14 protein-coding genes are annotated in these 16,679 nt (G+C 39.7%); 12 read left to right on the top strand and 2 right to left on the bottom strand.

Annotated elements, in window-relative coordinates; genetic code table 11:
- Positions 1-181: 181 nt before the first annotated feature.
- Entirely contained in the window at positions 182-1,102 is a 921-nt protein-coding gene (locus HMPREF0848_RS03545; protein ID WP_008534681.1) for an Rgg/GadR/MutR family transcriptional regulator, read from the bottom strand.
- A gap of 333 nt (positions 1,103-1,435) precedes the next feature.
- On the opposite strand from HMPREF0848_RS03545, the gene HMPREF0848_RS03540 reads away from it, so the two are divergent.
- From HMPREF0848_RS03540 to HMPREF0848_RS10240, 5 genes are all read left to right on the top strand, one after another.
- Complete coding sequence (locus tag HMPREF0848_RS03540) at positions 1,436-2,392, top strand: hypothetical protein (protein ID WP_008534680.1); 957 nt, start codon at positions 1,436-1,438, stop codon at positions 2,390-2,392.
- Positions 2,393-2,932 carry a hypothetical protein gene (locus tag HMPREF0848_RS03535; protein WP_008534679.1) on the top strand — a complete coding sequence of 180 codons (540 nt, stop codon included), beginning with the start codon at positions 2,393-2,395 and terminating at the stop codon, positions 2,930-2,932. It abuts the gene before it with no gap.
- A 6-nt stretch (positions 2,933-2,938) separates the two neighbouring features.
- Positions 2,939-3,115, top strand: coding sequence for a hypothetical protein (locus HMPREF0848_RS10615; RefSeq protein ID WP_008534678.1), 177 nt, complete (start codon positions 2,939-2,941; stop codon positions 3,113-3,115).
- A gap of 128 nt (positions 3,116-3,243) precedes the next feature.
- Entirely contained in the window at positions 3,244-5,013 is a 1,770-nt protein-coding gene (locus HMPREF0848_RS03530) for a DUF805 domain-containing protein (protein ID WP_008534676.1), read from the top strand.
- A gap of 24 nt (positions 5,014-5,037) precedes the next feature.
- Positions 5,038-7,329 (top strand): DUF1002 domain-containing protein, encoded by a 2,292-nt coding sequence (locus tag HMPREF0848_RS10240; protein WP_008534675.1) that lies wholly within the window; start codon positions 5,038-5,040, stop codon positions 7,327-7,329.
- A 233-nt stretch (positions 7,330-7,562) separates the two neighbouring features.
- On the opposite strand, the gene HMPREF0848_RS03520 is transcribed toward HMPREF0848_RS10240, so the two are convergent.
- Positions 7,563-9,221 carry an Rqc2 family fibronectin-binding protein gene (locus HMPREF0848_RS03520; RefSeq protein WP_008534673.1) on the bottom strand — a complete coding sequence of 553 codons (1,659 nt, stop codon included), beginning with the start codon at positions 9,219-9,221 and terminating at the stop codon, positions 7,563-7,565.
- 677 nt (positions 9,222-9,898) lie between these two features.
- Here HMPREF0848_RS03520 and HMPREF0848_RS03515 point away from each other — a divergent pair.
- The 7 genes from HMPREF0848_RS03515 to HMPREF0848_RS03485 all read left to right on the top strand — a co-directional run bounded on the left by HMPREF0848_RS03515 (position 9,899) and on the right by HMPREF0848_RS03485 (position 16,643).
- Positions 9,899-10,699 (top strand): TraX family protein, encoded by an 801-nt coding sequence (locus tag HMPREF0848_RS03515; RefSeq protein ID WP_008534671.1) that lies wholly within the window; start codon positions 9,899-9,901, stop codon positions 10,697-10,699.
- Positions 10,700-10,831: 132 nt separating this feature from the next.
- A complete protein-coding gene (locus HMPREF0848_RS03510) occupies positions 10,832-11,380 on the top strand; it encodes a DJ-1 family glyoxalase III (RefSeq protein ID WP_008534670.1) in 549 nt (182 codons plus the stop codon).
- 339 nt (positions 11,381-11,719) lie between these two features.
- Complete coding sequence (locus HMPREF0848_RS03505) at positions 11,720-12,493, top strand: dihydroorotate dehydrogenase electron transfer subunit (RefSeq protein ID WP_037608877.1); 774 nt, start codon at positions 11,720-11,722, stop codon at positions 12,491-12,493.
- A 9-nt stretch (positions 12,494-12,502) separates the two neighbouring features.
- Positions 12,503-13,459 (top strand): dihydroorotate dehydrogenase, encoded by a 957-nt coding sequence (locus HMPREF0848_RS03500; protein ID WP_008534668.1) that lies wholly within the window; start codon positions 12,503-12,505, stop codon positions 13,457-13,459.
- A 235-nt stretch (positions 13,460-13,694) separates the two neighbouring features.
- Entirely contained in the window at positions 13,695-14,390 is a 696-nt protein-coding gene (pyrF, locus tag HMPREF0848_RS03495; RefSeq protein ID WP_008534667.1) for an orotidine-5'-phosphate decarboxylase, read from the top strand.
- Positions 14,391-14,477: 87 nt separating this feature from the next.
- Positions 14,478-15,107, top strand: coding sequence for an orotate phosphoribosyltransferase (gene pyrE / locus HMPREF0848_RS03490; RefSeq protein WP_002888403.1), 630 nt, complete (start codon positions 14,478-14,480; stop codon positions 15,105-15,107).
- 84 nt (positions 15,108-15,191) lie between these two features.
- The gene (locus tag HMPREF0848_RS03485; RefSeq protein ID WP_008534666.1) at positions 15,192-16,643 is read left to right on the top strand and encodes an amidase; all 1,452 of its coding nucleotides are present in this window, start codon (positions 15,192-15,194) and stop codon (positions 16,641-16,643) included.
- Positions 16,644-16,679 lie beyond the last annotated feature (36 nt).

Below are 16,679 nucleotides of genomic sequence, written 5' to 3'. Positions count from 1 at the left end.
ATGTCATGAAATCAAGAAGAAATAGAGGGTGCTTACAAGAAATAAAACAGTTTTTGCTTAAGATTAGTAATAGTCAGCGCTTTAAAAATGAAAAAGACCGAAAACCGGTCTTAATTTTGAAGGCAAAACTTCGATAAATGCTGGCTCCAAATATCTTCTAGTGCTTTTAATTGATATAAACTTAGCTTTCTTTAAAAGGGATACCAGTTTTATTTAAAACAGAAACAGCACTTAAAATTTTATTCTTGTCAATGGCTGAAGCATTAGAGTTGTCTAAAGCCTCGAAGGCTTCTAAAAAATGAATACAATCTCTTGCGATCTCAAGTCCCTTGGGATTATTTTGTCGTAAGAAGTTCATGGCTTGATAAAACTTAAAATTAAATTTTTCAGTATAGAGATGGTTGTAAGAAGGGGATTTAAGGATGTTTTCTAATTCAGCGATTAATTTATTGGCATCCTTGAAATAGGCCTTTCTCGAAAAATAGCCAATCATATGTATCAAAATAGCGATATCTTCTTTTTTGGAAGATAGAAAACTTTTTTTATTGTTAGCCATAGCATCTAAAATCTTGCCAGAACGATACTTGACCATTTCATAAGGGCAATCAGCTAATATATAGCTAAGTACTGAATACTCAAAAATCCCCCATGTATCAATACGATTTAAATAGTTTAAAACAATTTCTAATTCGTCATCCGTAAGTTTGGAGGTTAGGCTCAGTGTTTGAAAATAACTTTGGTAGGATAGTTTATAGACAGTTTCGAGAATGGGATTATCTGAATAATCACCTTCAAAAGAAGATTCGACTAATTTAAAGCCATCATAATAATGACCATTGTTAATCTTGACTAAAATTTCGTCCGATAAAGACAGTTCTTTTAAGATAGACTCCCCATTGTAGTAGCGGAAGAAGTCATTCCAAGTGGCTCCTATACGAATTAGGAGACGACCAAAGTTATTAAGACTAATACCAGATTTTCCATGCTCAAAAACCCCAAGCATTTGGGGAGAAATAATATTCCCAGCAGCTTCTTTTAAACTGTATCCCCGATCTAAACGCAATTGCCTGAAGGCTTGACCATAGCAAGAACGATTTTCCATAACTTAAATTTCCTTTTAAATCTTCTAAGTCTATTATATACCAAAAATCTACAATTATTAATAAGGAAAAAATATTTTCAAAAAAATATCTATATTCTTAGAATCCAGCAATATGAAAATATTTTTGCTTTTTTACGTTTGATTCTGAGGAATTAGTTATAATAATTCTAAAAGTTTAAAAGTATATGCTATGAATTATTTGATAATATCAGTATACTCTAACGAAAGCTATTGTCACACGATATATCATAGCTTCATTTTGCTGAACAATGAGGTGAAAAAGCAATAAGATAATCTGTCTTCACCTCAATCTGGTTATTAGGAGAAATTATTATGGAAAAGCAAGAATGGTTTGAGTACTTCGAAGCTGTCAATGGTAGAAAGCCCACTCTAGAAGAATTCAGTAAAGCCAAGGCATCAGGATTTTTTGAAAAAGAGAAAGTGACAGAAAAAGAGGAAAACATAACGAGTCCTCAACAAGAGATGCCTCAATCTCCAAAACAAGTAAGAGAAAACTGGGTGAAGAATTTTGAATTAAATCATGGTCGTAAGCCTAGCTTTGAAGAGTTTTTTGAAGGAGTTGAAGCACTGAAACAGCCAGCTCCACAGCCAACTACAAATCCTGTACATCAGACTGTAAGTACTCAACCTATCAATACAGGCCTTAATCAGCAAAACTTTGGTTTTGGTTATCAAGTCGATCAGTCCATTGCTAATAACCAATCCCAAAGTGATGTCAATTCGAATCCACAAACGCATCCATTCAGCAGTGGACCAATATCACCTTCACAAGATACACCTCAATGGTCTGGGACAAGCCAGTTAGATCCTTATTTTACAAGGCCATCAAGTCCTTATTCTCAGACTAACTATACTAATACAGGACAAACAGCACCTCTAAATACTTATGCGATGACGGACTCATTCTGGTCTAATATCACCACCAAACATAAGGCTTTGTTGGCTCTTATGCTGATTGCCAATCTCTTCTTTGTCTTTTTCGGTTTGAAACCAGCAGAGGGTACAAATGCTAACGGTTATATCTACGAATCGGGAAGTGTTTTTCTACCTACAAAATACAGTACCGACTATTATGGCTCCAGCAGTTTCGACACGACTAGAGAATTCTATAAACAGATCAATAAAAATGTCGCAAATGAGCGTTATAAAAATTTATTGCCAATGGGGATTTCTGTTTTTGTTATGGGAGTCGCTGCCTTTGTGTTGCATGAGGATCAAGACTTTCAAAACAGAGTTTATGTGACTTATCTCAAGAAAGGGGAGAAATAAATGTACTACGAAACTTGGATTGGAATGATAGTGTCTTTGGTGCTTTTTCCTCTTTTCTATTTTTATGCGGTTAGACCAGCAGATACACTATTTAAGAATGCTTTGATTGAGAAGGGAGTCATTAAACAACGTGATTCACAATTATTCATGCAACAAACCCATTCTTTTTATTCAAGAAAAATCACATCCTTAAATGCAATTTCTGAGAAATTAGTTGAGAAGCCCTTTGTCCTACCCAAAACACCTGGCGGTCCCTTTCAAAACGCTACAAAAGTTGAGCAAGAATTTTATTCTGACCTTATTATTATCACCGTTAAATACATGGGTAAGAAAGCTATTTTCTCTTTTAAAAGTTTGGGTGAATATAATGGTGAATACGTCTATCAATTTTCGTTGGAAACGTTGAAGAAACAAAGCTTTAAAGAGACAGAGTTCGTTTACAATTTTATATTGACTCGTATCGAAAATATTTTAAAGCAATTAGATGATAATGTTGAGGTCGAACGTAAGGTAATCGACTATACATCTTCAAGAAAGTAGGATAACATGGAAATTTCATTTTTTTTAATTTTTGTAGCTATCGTAGTGGGTATTTATTTTGTAATACACTTGATAGAGGTTGGTGTTTTCAAAGTTAAGGATAGTATTGAAGACAGTATGATGAATGCCACTGCACATCGTAAACAAGAGGAGCAGCACACCGACAGACGTGAAAAACTTTGATGTCGCTAATGATAAGGAGTGACCTCGTCATGAAGATAGGGTAGGCTTGTTGACAGCCGACGAAGGTAAATAAACAATTAGAATAGACATGGGTATAATTGAAAATTTAGAAAGGTTATTTTAGTGTTATGAGTAAAAGAGACGATTGGATTGATTATTTTGAACTCCTTCATGGGCGAAAGCCGAATGCTGATGAGTATCTCGAAGCAAAAAATGCTGGTAAATTTGATAGTGGTCCAGATAATACAGATCAAAGCGTTCAAGGGCAAAATTCGCCTCAAGTGGCACCAGGCGTAGAGCAGTATGATGTAGCAGAGACATCTGATTTTAACGATCGGTTTGCATCAGAACACTTGCATGAGCAAACAAACATAGTAGGAGAAGGTCCTAAACAGGATTATCAGGAAGCAGCAACTCCAAACTATTATAATACGCAGACAAACATGGGAGGAGAAGGTCCTAGTCCTAAACAAGATTATCAAGGAGAAGCAATTCCTAATTATTACAATACTTCGCAAGATCAATATGCCTCCCCTTTTCTCATCGATCAACGTGGACAAGAGATTACCTTTGGGAGAGCACTTGCTGATTATTTCAGAGGTTACTGGTCTTTTAATGGCTTTACGTCTCGAAAAGGTTATTGGTCAGTCGTATTCTTTAATTTAGTGGCTTGGGGAAGTTTTTACGCTATTCTCAGCTTTTTACTCATTAATAAGACCAATATCTACTTGCTTGATTATTTGTTTTTTAATCCCTTATTAGGTCTTTCAATTTATAGTATTCTTTGGTTACCCTATTTGGTTCTAATATTGCCAGGATTGACGCTTAAAACGAGAAGATTGAGGGATGCAGGGTTGCGTGGACGAGGAATTTTTGTACTTTATCTCTTTACTTTGGTTCCTTTTGTAAATATTATTAGTTCGATTTTTTCACTCTATGCGCTTTGTCAGAAGTCAGATCATTTCCTTCAAAATGGTGAGTCATTCTTCTATAGAAATCGTGCTCAGTCACCAGCACTGCCTAATTTAGAATTCCCTCAAAGAAAATCATTGGGAGGCTTTTTTGGAGGTTGTTTAATCTTTTTAGGGATTGTTATACCTCTCATTTTGGTACTTAATGTCAATAATTTCAATAACAACAATGACTATTCTCATGGCAGCTCTTACTATGATGGTCAAACAGTTGATTTGTCTCAATACGAAGTTAGTTTGAACGTTGATGGTGAAAATGGCTCGGGGGTTGCCAGTGTACATATCGATGCGACCCCAAGTGTATCAAGTAGTAGCAGTGAGATAAAGAAATTTTTGGAAAATCCCCAAATTACCGTTTCTAAGGAAACTGGACTATCAGATGGGGACACTGTTGATGTTGAGATAACCTTAGATGAAGACAAGGCCAGTGAACTGGGCTTAACAGTTACAGGGACTTCCTATCATTATTTCGTTGTCTCAAATCTAGGCTCTGATGGTAAAGCATCTTCGAAATCCTCATCAAATAATTCTTCAAGCAACTCTTCTTCGCAAAATACTTCTAGTGAGCAAGATACCAAGAAGAATATTGAGACCTTTATGACTAACTTTAGAAGTGACATCAATCGTACCATTAAAGAATCATCAGATTATGTTTATCCATACTTTGAGTCTAAAGATAACTCTACTTATAAGAGTATTATTGATATCTACTTACAAAATCCTGACCACTATGATCACTTTGAGTCAAAGACTGATAATATCTATGACATTAAAGAAAATGGTGATCAGGTAACCTTTACCATAGATTTTACGACGACGACTTACTTTACAGACGGCAAGGCTCCGGCAACCTCATCAAAAACCCGTCATTATGTTTGTAAAAAGCACGGTTCGTCATTCTATATCATTAGCTTTGATAACCTTTAATACGAGAACATATCAGGAAATCCTATGAAAAAGAAATTGTTTAATGGGTTAGTAGCAAGTCTTATCCTTCTTTTAACAGTTCAACCACTTGCTTCCCCTTTTATATCCCCAAATGGTCTTGTTTTTGCTAATAACATCACAAAATCAGAGACCTCCTCTTCCCAAAAATCACCTAATCTAACTGCCTTATCCAATAAGAATAAGCAAATAGATAGTAAGAAAGAAAAAAATCTTAAAAAAGTTCTGACACAGCCTTTGATGTCATTAGGTTCTTCCCTATCCTCATCGGAAAAAGCGGATACCAAGCGACTGTTGGGTGATACCAATATCGCTGAAGATCAGGTGATAGACGTTGATGGTAAGACCATTGCCAAATACTTGGACGATGTTGATACCAATTCCAAGGTTTATTCAAGTGCTTATATTAAACCATTGTCCGAAGGTTCTGGTGTTCAGGTTGAGATTGTGACACCAACAAAAATTACCAAAGTTTCCTCAACAACATATCAAAATGCAGCTATTACATCTGGCGTATCCGATGTTCTTATCCGCATTGCTTCAGTCAATGAAGTAAGTGGGGAGGGAGCCTTAGCTGGTGTCTATGCTCTGCTTGACAAGGTTGGCTTTTCGGTAGACAAAAAAACTATCAAAACCAGTCAAGACGAAATTGGTCTTATTGATAAAATCAAAGAAGAATCTCATCTCTCAGACGATGATGCCAATAGATTTTTAGCCGAACTCAAGAAGCAGATTATTAAAAAGGTAACTGACAAAGAAAAGATTGACGATAGTTGGTTACAAGATATATTAAAGAAGGCCTGTGACGGCTATGGCATAACACTAAGTGATGGCTTAAAATCAGATATCATTAACTGGTTGAAAGAATTTTCTTATACAGATACCGCAAAGTCTAAACAAAGTGTGAATCAATTAGATCAAAGTTTGCTGACCTCTGATTGGTCAGAAGTCTTGTCTAAGTTGGACAAAGTCTTAAGTAGGGATGAGATTCTTGCCCTAGACAAACAGGACTATAGTGAGAAAAATGGCTATCATGAAATCATAGCTGCCCTATATAATAAACTTTTAAAAGCTATCCAGGATAAGGACTTGAAGCAAGTTAAGCTTATCTATACTAATAGTTTTGCGGTTGAACATCTCTTAGGCTCGCCATCAACTAAAGAAAAGGAAGCTTTAAACTATATTCGGATGCTTTGCTATTATTTCATCGCATCGACGGAAGATAGTAAACTCGGAGATGCCCTACAATCGGATGATAAACCAGCTTGGTTGGTCTCTGATAACACTAAAGATAATCTCTTAGCAAGTCTGAAACGTTATCAGAACATCGGTCAGAATCCTAGTCTTCAAGAATTGCTTATTCGTATCGCTATTGCCACGGGCTATTCTTATGAGGCCTTTCTCTACAAGGATATGAGACAAGAAGGACATGTCATTAAACTAACGATTGTTTGTCCTTGTTTGAAAAATGATTGCCAACTCTATGTGGTTTATAACCTCAAAACAGGTGTCTGTCTCTTGAAAGATGGAAAAGATTCAACCAGAACGAAACTTTATGATTTTAAAAAGGCTTATGATGTTGATCTTGAAGACAAACACCAGCCCCTAGTGGATGACCTTGAAAACTTTAAACTTTCTCAAAAGGATTCAAATATCTTTAAAGGAACTAACATAAACGAAACGGCTCATTCAGCTTACAAGGAAATCGTGAAGGATTATGTCTTGAAAGTCAGTGATTCCAATTACCAACAAGGTTCAGGTGTCGATTACGATCCCGTAATGGTCCTAAAAAATTTCAATAATAACAAGGTCAACTATTTGGTAACTGACCTGAATGATGATGGTGTTGATGAATTACTGATTGGTAGTCAAGATAACTCCGTCTACGTCGTCTACACATTTGACGGTAAGAAGGCTGTCAATCTCTTTGATAATAAAATTCCGTTCGGTCTCCGACCTGGCCTTACGATTTTTAAAGACGGAACCTTGCAAGTTCACTGGGGTTCCAGTGCCTATATTTCATCTGAAATGACTTACCGTATCAATTATTCACGAACGGGACTAGATAAGCTTCTTGATTATACTGTTTATTCCCCAAGCGAATCAACGAAAGTTTCTGAGGTGACATATAGTGTTGACGGTCATAGTTATGACGAAGATGAATTTTGGTCTAAGTATGAGGCTTTCAAACCATATGTGATTCAAGAGTCCGATGGAGACACGGAACCTGCTGAGAAAGCAGACTTCCAATTGATAGAGGCCCCACTTAAAGAAACCACACCTTCTTCAGATAAATAAAAGCAAGGGCTTAAGTATGTCACCTTAAGGCAATGCCTTGAAATAAATATTTGTCACTCATAAATCACAAAAATGTCCTTAATGTGTGACTGCAAACCAATAGGAGTGAGATAGAATGATTGATTCTGTCTCACTCCTTTTTATGAAGTAATGTTTAAGCAACTTCTTGCTCTTGAGACAAGAATAATAAAAAACCACCAGATAGTTGAACTGGTGGTAGTGAGACGAACAATTTACTTCATCCGCATGCTATCAATTTTTTCTTCAGTCGGTGTGACACGTAAGGTCTTTTGTCCAGTATAAGTTACAAATCCAGGTTTACCGGCCGTTGGTTTATTAAGCTTCTTTACATCAATCATATCCACTTGAACCAAGTTTGACAGACGAGCCTTAGAGTAGTAGGCAGCCAATTCAGCTGCATCCGTTTTGACCTCGTCAGTTGGGTTAAGATTATCCTTGATGACCACGTGACTACCAGGAATATCCTTGGCGTGGAACCAGAGCTCACCCTTTTTAGCCATCTTGAAGGTCAACTCTTCATTTTGCAGGTTGTTACGACCAACCATGATAATGGTCTTGCCATCAGAAGCCAGATATTGTTCAGGTTTCTTGCGTTTCTGGCGCTTGTCAGTTGAACGACGCTTCATAAAGCCAGCTTGAACAAGCTCCTCACGAATATCTCCGATTTCATCCATATTGGCTTGAGAAAGGCTGAATTCGACACTTTCCAAATAATCAATGGTCTGCTTGGTTTCCTCAATCAATCCAGTCAAGTGCTTAACAGCTTCCTTGAGTTTCTGGTATTTCTTGAAGTAACGTTGCGCATTTTGGTTAGGAGTCAGAGCCACATTTAGAGGAATAGTAATCTTTTCACCAGTGTAGTAGTTGTCCAGCTCGACACTATCCTTGTCATTTGGCACCATGCTGAGGTAGGTGGTCAACAGTTCCCCTTTTTGACGGAACTCCTCAGCATTTTCAGTCGCCGCAAGCTCTTTTTCCTGTTTAACAAGTTTCTTCTTGTTTTTTTCCAGTTCATTTTGCACACGGTGGATCAAATCACTAGCTTGTTGAGCCACACGATCACGCGCCGCCTTGTCCAAATAGTAGTAGTCCAAAAGGGCAGACAAGGTTTCAAACTCAGGTTGGTACTGACTATCAGAGAATCTTACAGCTGAAAATGCTCTTGCCGTTAAGTTTGGCTCTACTTCACGATTGAAGAAGGCACGGAAATTCTTGAGCTTATCTGTCTCAAGTAAAGCTGATACTTCATTGGCCGTGTCACGCCCCAAACCTTGGAAAAGTTTTTGAAGGTTTCTAGCCGACAAATCCTCCGTCTGCAAGATTTCAAAGAGCTTTTCATCTGGAAGGTCGAAAGGATTCTTAGCGTCTGTCTTAGGCGGTGCGATGTAGGTTGATCCTGGCAGAATAGTACGGTAACTATTTTGGGAGAAACCAACATGCTTGATAGACTCGATGATTTTGCTCTCGTTTTTATCAATCAGGATAATGTTGGAGTGTTTCCCCATGATTTCCATGACCAGAGTAACCTTGACGCTGTCACCGATTTCGTTTTTGTTTGATACGGAAATCTCCAGAACACGGTCATTTTCTAGCTGCTGGATATCCTCGATAACTGCTCCCTGAAGGTATTTCCTCATAATCATGGTATAGGTATTTGGATTCTGTGGATTTGGTAGCTCGGCCTTGGTGGTCTGAATACGACCAAAGACAGGGTGAGCCGAAAGCAGAAGCTTGTAATTCTGACGATTGTTACGAATGGTTAGGACCAACTCACGCTCAAAAGGCTGATTAACTTTCTGGATACGCCCGTAAAGCACCTGCTCACGTAGCTCAGCTGTCATATGATGAAGAAAAAAGCCGTCAAAAGACATGATGTACTTCCTTTCTTTTTAGTGATAATAATTGTTTTATTTTAAAAATAAAATACTTTGTGAGACTTTCCTTAGGTGTTGGCGGACGTCAGCGAACTTTTACAAAGTTCCATGACTAATTAAGATACAAAGGGCGTCTGCGGATAAAGTCAAAATAGGAAGTTTGACGCAGAATCTTTAGATTCTAGGTGAACTTGTCTTTTTGACACAATTCGCAGCCCGTGTTCAATTGTTTTTGAGCCCCTTCGCTTTTTCATTTTTAGGCTCAGGCTAAAACAGTTCCCCGAACTGTTTTACTCTCAAAAATTCCGAGCGCCTGAAACTAAAAGGTTTCAGGCGCTTTTAACACGGCGGAAAGTCTCGGTTAATTGCTCGCTCTGCTCTCCAAAAAAGTTATTTCGAAAATTTGCAGAGCTTATTAGCTTAGTTAGATATTTTTAAACAATTTGAATACGTTATGAGCGTAAATATTGCCTAACCATTATAGCATAAAGGGAGTAGAAATGCTTGGGGAGGGAGACGTATTAAAACTAATTATTTTAATGACGTATAAATTATCATGAAAAATTGTAGGACTGTAACAGCTAAAATTAATATCAAATTTCATCATATATACCTTTGAATTTACTTCTAACTTATGGTATCATTTAATATGCTGAAAATTAAAGGAGCATTAAATGAACGATATTAAAAAGATTAGCAATGCGACTAATTTAAAATACCTAGCTGTTGCACTTATGTTTTTGGACCAAATCTATCAGATGTTCGGGAGTATGGGGGCACCTATATGGTTGACGATGTTGGGACGCCTGGCTTTCCCGATTTTCCTCTTTCTTGCTGCTGATAGTTTTCACTATACACACGATCGTATGGCTTTTCTCAGGCGGTTGCTTTACATGAGTTGGTTTATGATCATTGGCAACGCCATCATTGGTAGTATTTTTCATAATGGTAGTATCGGTTTAACCAATAATGCCTTCTCAACTTTCTTTATTACTGGGATTTTTATTTACTCTTGGGATTTATTGTTTAAGGGCCTTCGTGACAAGTCTTATAGGGAATTGATTCAGGGAATGGGTGTCTTTCTCTTGCCAATCCTTTCAGCGATTCCAGTTGCTGTACTAGGAGGGATTTTTGAAACACCTAATGGAAATCCATTTGTGGCCCATAGTGTGGCTTTTCTCTTGTCACTGGTTCCAAGCGTTATCATGGTTGAGGGTGGCTTTGTTATGGTTATCCTTGGTTTGCTCTTCTATATTTTCCGTACCAATCGCATGGCTCAAATCATTGTCTTGGTTGTTATTTCAGTGATTGCCCATCTTTTTGACCCGACAGGCGTTCAGTGGATGATGGTTTTTGCGGCAATTCCTATGTATTTCTACAATGGTGAACGTGGTAGTGGTAATAAGAAGTTCTTCTATATTTTCTACCCAACCCATATTTATCTCTTGTGGATCCTAGCAAGTTTGTTTAGATAAAATGACAAAGACAGTCCTTGTGCTGTCTTTTTTCCTTATTTAAGCGTATTGTTATGGTTTGTTTCCTGCTTTTAAAACTGCTATAATTTAAGGTGAAATATAAGCTAGTGATAACTAAATTGGAGGTATATCATGACAAAAGTAGCAGTAGTATTTGCAGAAGGCTTTGAAGAAATTGAAGCCTTGAGCCCAGTGGATGTCTTCCGTCGAGCAGGATTTGACTGTAGCATGATTGGACTTGAAAGTTCGTCAGTAACGGGTTCACATGGGATTCAAGTAGCCATGGATGGCGTATTTGACGGTAATCTTGATGCGTATGATTTGGTGGTTCTCCCTGGAGGCATGCCTGGTTCCACTAACTTGCGTGATCACGAAGGCTTGATTGCCTCTCTCCAAGCAAGAAATAAAGTAGGAAAATATATTGCTGCTATCTGTGCCGCACCGATTGTTTTGAACCGTGCAGGCTTGCTTGAAGGTCGTAAATTCACTTGTTTTCCAGGTGTAGAGGAACAAATTACAGCTGGTGAGCATCAAACGGACTTGGTAGTTGTTGATGGCAATATCATCACTAGCCGTGGTGCTGGCACAGCATTGGCATTTGCCTATTCCTTGGTTGATTTGCTGGGTGGCGATGGTCAGCAGTTAGCTCATACCATGGTTTACGACAGATTGTTTAAATAATGTTTTTTATGGCTCTTGTTCAAGAACTCTAGCACCTCTTGTCAGGAATGTTGACAATTTATGTTCCCTATGAGATGATAGAGCACTTATCAAACAAATGCCCTAAGCATAGATTAGAGAGACCTTAGCTTAATTTTATAAGCTTTGGTTTTTTCTTTTCTCCTTTGACATCTGTTATGAAAACGGTTATAATTATCACAAAATAACCTTTAAATGAGTCCAGAGAGACTTAAAAGGTCGGACAGTTTGAAACAGCAGGGTTCTCCTGTGATTTTTTGTGCGACCTTGCCATGTGGCGAGGTTTTTTTGATGACATTTTACAGTTTAGAAAGGGTTGTCATGATTTTAGTTGAAGATTTAACCATTGTGAGTCAGCGTGAGATTGCACCTCGTATTTTCGAGATGGTGCTTAAGGGAGAGATGGTTGCGGATATGCAGATTGGACAGTTCGTCCACCTCAAGGTGCCAGACCCAAGTAAGCTCCTTCGTCGTCCGATTTCTATCTCAGAGATTGACTACGACAAGAAAGAGGCGACTATTGTCTATCGTGTGGAACGTGAGGGGACAGCCATTCTGTCTAAGATGGTAGCTGGTCAAACAATTGATACCATGGGGCCTCAGGGAAATGGTTTTGATATTTCCGTTGTCGATGTTGGGCAGAAAGCCCTCCTTGTTGGTGGTGGTATTGGTGTGCCACCTTTGGTTGAGACGGCTAAACAGTTGAAGGCTAAGGGTGTAGAAGTCGTGTCTGTGATTGGTTTTGCTAATAAGGATGCCGTCATCTTGGAGGACAAGCTCAAAGCTTGCGGTGATGTCTATGTGACAACCGATGACGGTTCATACGGTATCAAGGGTTACGTTTCGACGGTTATTGATGGTTTCGACTGGACTCCAGATGCCGTTTACAGTTGCGGAGCGCCAGGTATGCTTAAATATGTCGATAGCAAGTTTGAAAATCATCCTCATGCCTATGTTTCTATGGAAGCTCGTATGGCTTGTGGTATGGGTGCTTGCTATGCCTGTGTGGTCCACGTAAAAGGAGAATCAGATGCCAAAAATCTTCGTGTTTGCGAGGAAGGGCCAGTCTTCCCAACCGGAAAAGTCATCGTCTAGGAGGTTACCATGTCAGAGATTAAATCGGAAAATCGTTTAGCTATTAGCCTTCCAGGGCTCGACTTGAAAAATCCTATTATCCCAGCCTCAGGTTGCTTTGGTTTTGGTCAAGAGTATGCCAAGTATTATGATTTGGACAAACTTGGGTCCATCATGATTAAGGCAACGACTGCTAACCCTCGTTTTGGTAACCCAACGCCCCGTGTGGCAGAGACACCATCAGGCATGCTTAATGCCATTGGACTGCAAAATCCAGGTGTAGATGCTGTCTTGTCTGAAAAACTCCCTTGGTTGCAGGAGCATTATCCAGAGCTTCCCATCATTGCAAATGTAGCTGGATTTTCAAACGAAGAATATGCAGAAGTCTCTCACAAGATTTCCAAAGCCAGCAACGTCAAGGCTATCGAGCTCAATATCTCCTGTCCAAACGTGGACCATGGGAATAACGGACTCCTCATCGGACAAGTCCCAGAGCTTGCCTATGCGGCAGTAAAAGCCAGTGTCTCTCACTCTGATGTGCCCGTCTATGTCAAACTGACACCGAGTGTGGCTGACATCACGAGTGTCGCCAAAGCAGTCGAAGATGCCGGTGCGACTGGTTTTACCATGATTAACACCTTGGTCGGTACACGCTATGACTTGGCTACTCGCAAACCAATTATTGCCAACGGTCAAGGTGGCATGTCAGGGCCAGCTGTCTTCCCAGTAGCCCTTAAACTCATCCGTCAAGTTGCTCTAGCATCAGACCTTCCAATCATCGGTATGGGTGGCGTCGACAGTGCCGAAGCGGCTATCGAAATGTTTATCGCTGGTGCCTCAGCCATCGGTGTCGGAACAGCCAACTTCGCAGATCCATATGCCTGCCCTAAAATCATTGACCGACTCCCTGAAGTCATGGACAAGTATGGCATCACAACACTCGAAGACTTACGTAAAGAAGTTCGAACAGACTTGTTGGGGAAATAGAAGATAAATAGCATTTTTAAGGAATTTAACAAAGGTATAATTACTTTCATCCCCGTTTGACAATCCCATATAAAAGCGCTATAATAGAACAAATTAAACTGAACCTTTAATCGAGTCCAGAGAGGCGAGAAAGGTGTACTGAGATGCTACGGCATCACTAAAGGGTAGGGACTGCCCTGTTTTCGTGCAACCTTCGCTGACTGGCGGAGGTTTTTTGTGTGAAAGGATATAAGAAATGAGAGAAAATCGTCCTGTTATTGCCCTTGATTTCCCTACTTTTGAGGATGTCAAGGCATTCCTTGCTAAGTTTCCTGCTGATGAAAAGCTCTATGTGAAGATTGGTATGGAACTTTACTATGCGGCTGGTCCAGAGATTGTTCGCTATGTTAAAGAGCTTGGCCATAGTGTTTTCCTTGACCTTAAGCTGCACGATATTCCAAATACTGTCAAATCAGCCATGCGTGTTTTGTCTAATCTTGGCGTTGATATGACTAATGTGCATGCGGCTGGTGGTGTGGAAATGATGAAGGCTGCGCGTGAAGGTTTGGGAGATGGTCCAATCTTGATTGCAGTGACACAGTTGACCTCTACCTCTGAGGAACAAATGCGTGATTTCCAAAATATCCAAACGACACTTCAAGAATCAGTGATTCATTATGCTAAGAAGACGGCTGAAGCAGGTCTTGATGGTGTTGTTTGCTCAGCACACGAAGTCGCCAAAATCAAAGAAGCAACAAATGAAGATTTCGTTTGTTTGACACCTGGTATTCGCCCAGCAGGAGCAGCGGTTGGTGACCAAAAACGTGTTATGACACCTGCCGATGCTCGCCAAATTGGTTCAGATTACATTGTTGTTGGTCGTCCAATTACGCAAGCTGATGATCCAGTGGCAGCTTATCACGACATCAAGGCCCAATGGAACGGTCAATAAATTTTCAAAAAGACCTTATTTCATAGGAAAATAGATTGAATTAGGTTATAATAAAGAGTAGAAAACGCTTTACGGAGGATAATAATTATGACATTAGCATCACAAATCGCTTCAGACTTGCTAGATATCAAAGCGGTTTACCTTAAACCTGAAGAGCCATTTACATGGGCGTCTGGTATTAAATCACCAATCTATACGGATAACCGTATTACCTTGTCTTACCCTGAAACACGTACCTTGATTGAAAATGGTTTTGTGGAAAAGATTAAGGAAGAATTTCCAGAAGTAGAAGTGATTGCTGGTACTGCAACTGCTGGTATTCCTCACGGTGCTATCATCGCTGACAAGATGAACCTTCCATTTGCCTATATTCGTAGCAAACCAAAAGATCACGGTGCTGGTAACCAAATCGAAGGTCGTGTGGTTAAGGGCGAAAAGATGGTTGTTGTTGAAGATTTGATTTCAACTGGTGGCTCTGTCCTTGATGCTGTAGCAGCTGCAGAGCGTGAAGGGGCTGATGTTATCGGTGTTGTGGCTATCTTTACTTACGAATTGCCAAAAGCTGAGAAAAACTTTGCGGATGCCGGTGTTAAATTAGTTACTCTTTCAAACTACAGTGAGTTGATTAAAGTTGCTAAGGTTCAAGGATACATCACTGCAGACGGACTCAATCTTTTGAGAAAATTTAAAGAAAATCAAGAAACTTGGCAAGACTAATTCCCAGATTTCAGGCGGAACGTTTCAGGCGTTTCGCTTTTTTTAGTATAATTGATTACAGATTACCTGTAGGGAGAGTATGCGATGTTAATAAATGAATGGTCGGATGCGACAGCAATGGCTGAAGCAGTACGAAATAAGACAGTCAGTCCTCGTGAATTAGTAGAGACCACTATCCGTGAAGCAGAGATGACGAATCCCAAAATTAATGCTATCGTCAGTCAACGCTATGAGAAAGCTTTGGTAGAAGCGGATACAAAAAGTTTTTCAGATAAACCTTTTGCTGGGGTTCCAATTTTTCTCAAGGACCTAGGTCAAGATCAGGCTGGTGAACCTTCGACTGCAGGTTCTCGCTTATTTACAGACTTTCGACCTAAGGAAACGGATAACTATGTTAAGAAACTGGAGGACCTTGGCTTTCTCATCTTGGGGCGTACCAATACGCCTGAGTTTGGTTTCAAAAATATTAGTGATGCCAAGATTCATGGTTCTGTCAATCTTCCTGATGATGTAACACGCAATGCTGGGGGGTCGAGTGGTGGTGCAGCTGCACTTGTAAATTCAGGCATTTCGCCTTTGGCTCCAGCTAGTGATGGTGGAGGCTCTATCCGTATTCCAGCCTCCTTTAACGGCCTCATCGGTCTTAAGCCAACTAGAGGACGTATTCCTGTCGGTCCTGACTCTTTCCGTGGATGGCAGGGAGCTTCTGTCCAATTTGCTTTGACAAAGACTGTTCAAGATACTAAACGGTTGCTTTACCACATGCAGACTTGTCAGATGGAAAGTCCATTTATCTTACCCAAGCTAAGCAAGCAAGCTTTAGACCAGCCAATTAAGCCTTTGAAAATTGCATTCTCGACAGTCTCTCCAATTGGTGGTAAGGTTTCAGAATCTGCTATAAAGGCAACTAAAAAAGCTGTTAGAGCACTGGAAAAGCTAGGACACCAAGTCCACGAATTGACGGAACAGCCCTTAAATGGTATTGAGGCCATGCAGTCTTATTACGTTATGAATAGCGTTGAGACGGCTGCCATGTTCGATGGCATTGAAGCTGCTCTGGGCCGTCAGATGACGCTTGATGATATGGAATTGATGACTTGGGCTATTTTTCAATCTGGACAAAAGATTCCAGCTAAAGTTTACTCCCAAGTCCTCGCTCAGTGGGACCAGTATAGCCATCAGATGGCGAATTTTCATGAGTCTTACGATATTCTTCTGACTCCTACAGTTGCGGATGTGGCACCTAAGCATGGGCAGTTTGCTCTTTCAGAAAGCTTGAATACGAAACTTAAGCACATAGCTGATTACAAGTGGGAAAAGCAACAGGAGCTTATCTGGGACATGTTTGCGGATAGTCTAGATTGGACGCCTTTCACGCAACAGGCTAACCTGACCGGACAACCTTCAATTTCTTTGCCTGTTTATCGTGATGAGCAAGGACTTGCGCTTGGCGTTCAACTGACGGCTGCCAAGGGACGTGAAGACCTTTTGGTACAAATTGCTCAAGAAATGGAAGAAGCTTCGATTTTTAGTTAGAAAATTTTTTCTCAGTTCAATTTTTTGTAAAACCCT

The organism is Streptococcus sp. C150 (genome assembly GCF_000187445.1).
In the GTDB taxonomy this organism is placed as follows: Bacteria; Bacillota; Bacilli; order Lactobacillales; family Streptococcaceae; genus Streptococcus; species Streptococcus raffinosi.
Note: the sequence above shows the minus strand (reverse complement) of the source record. Positions and strands in the feature narration are given on the sequence as shown.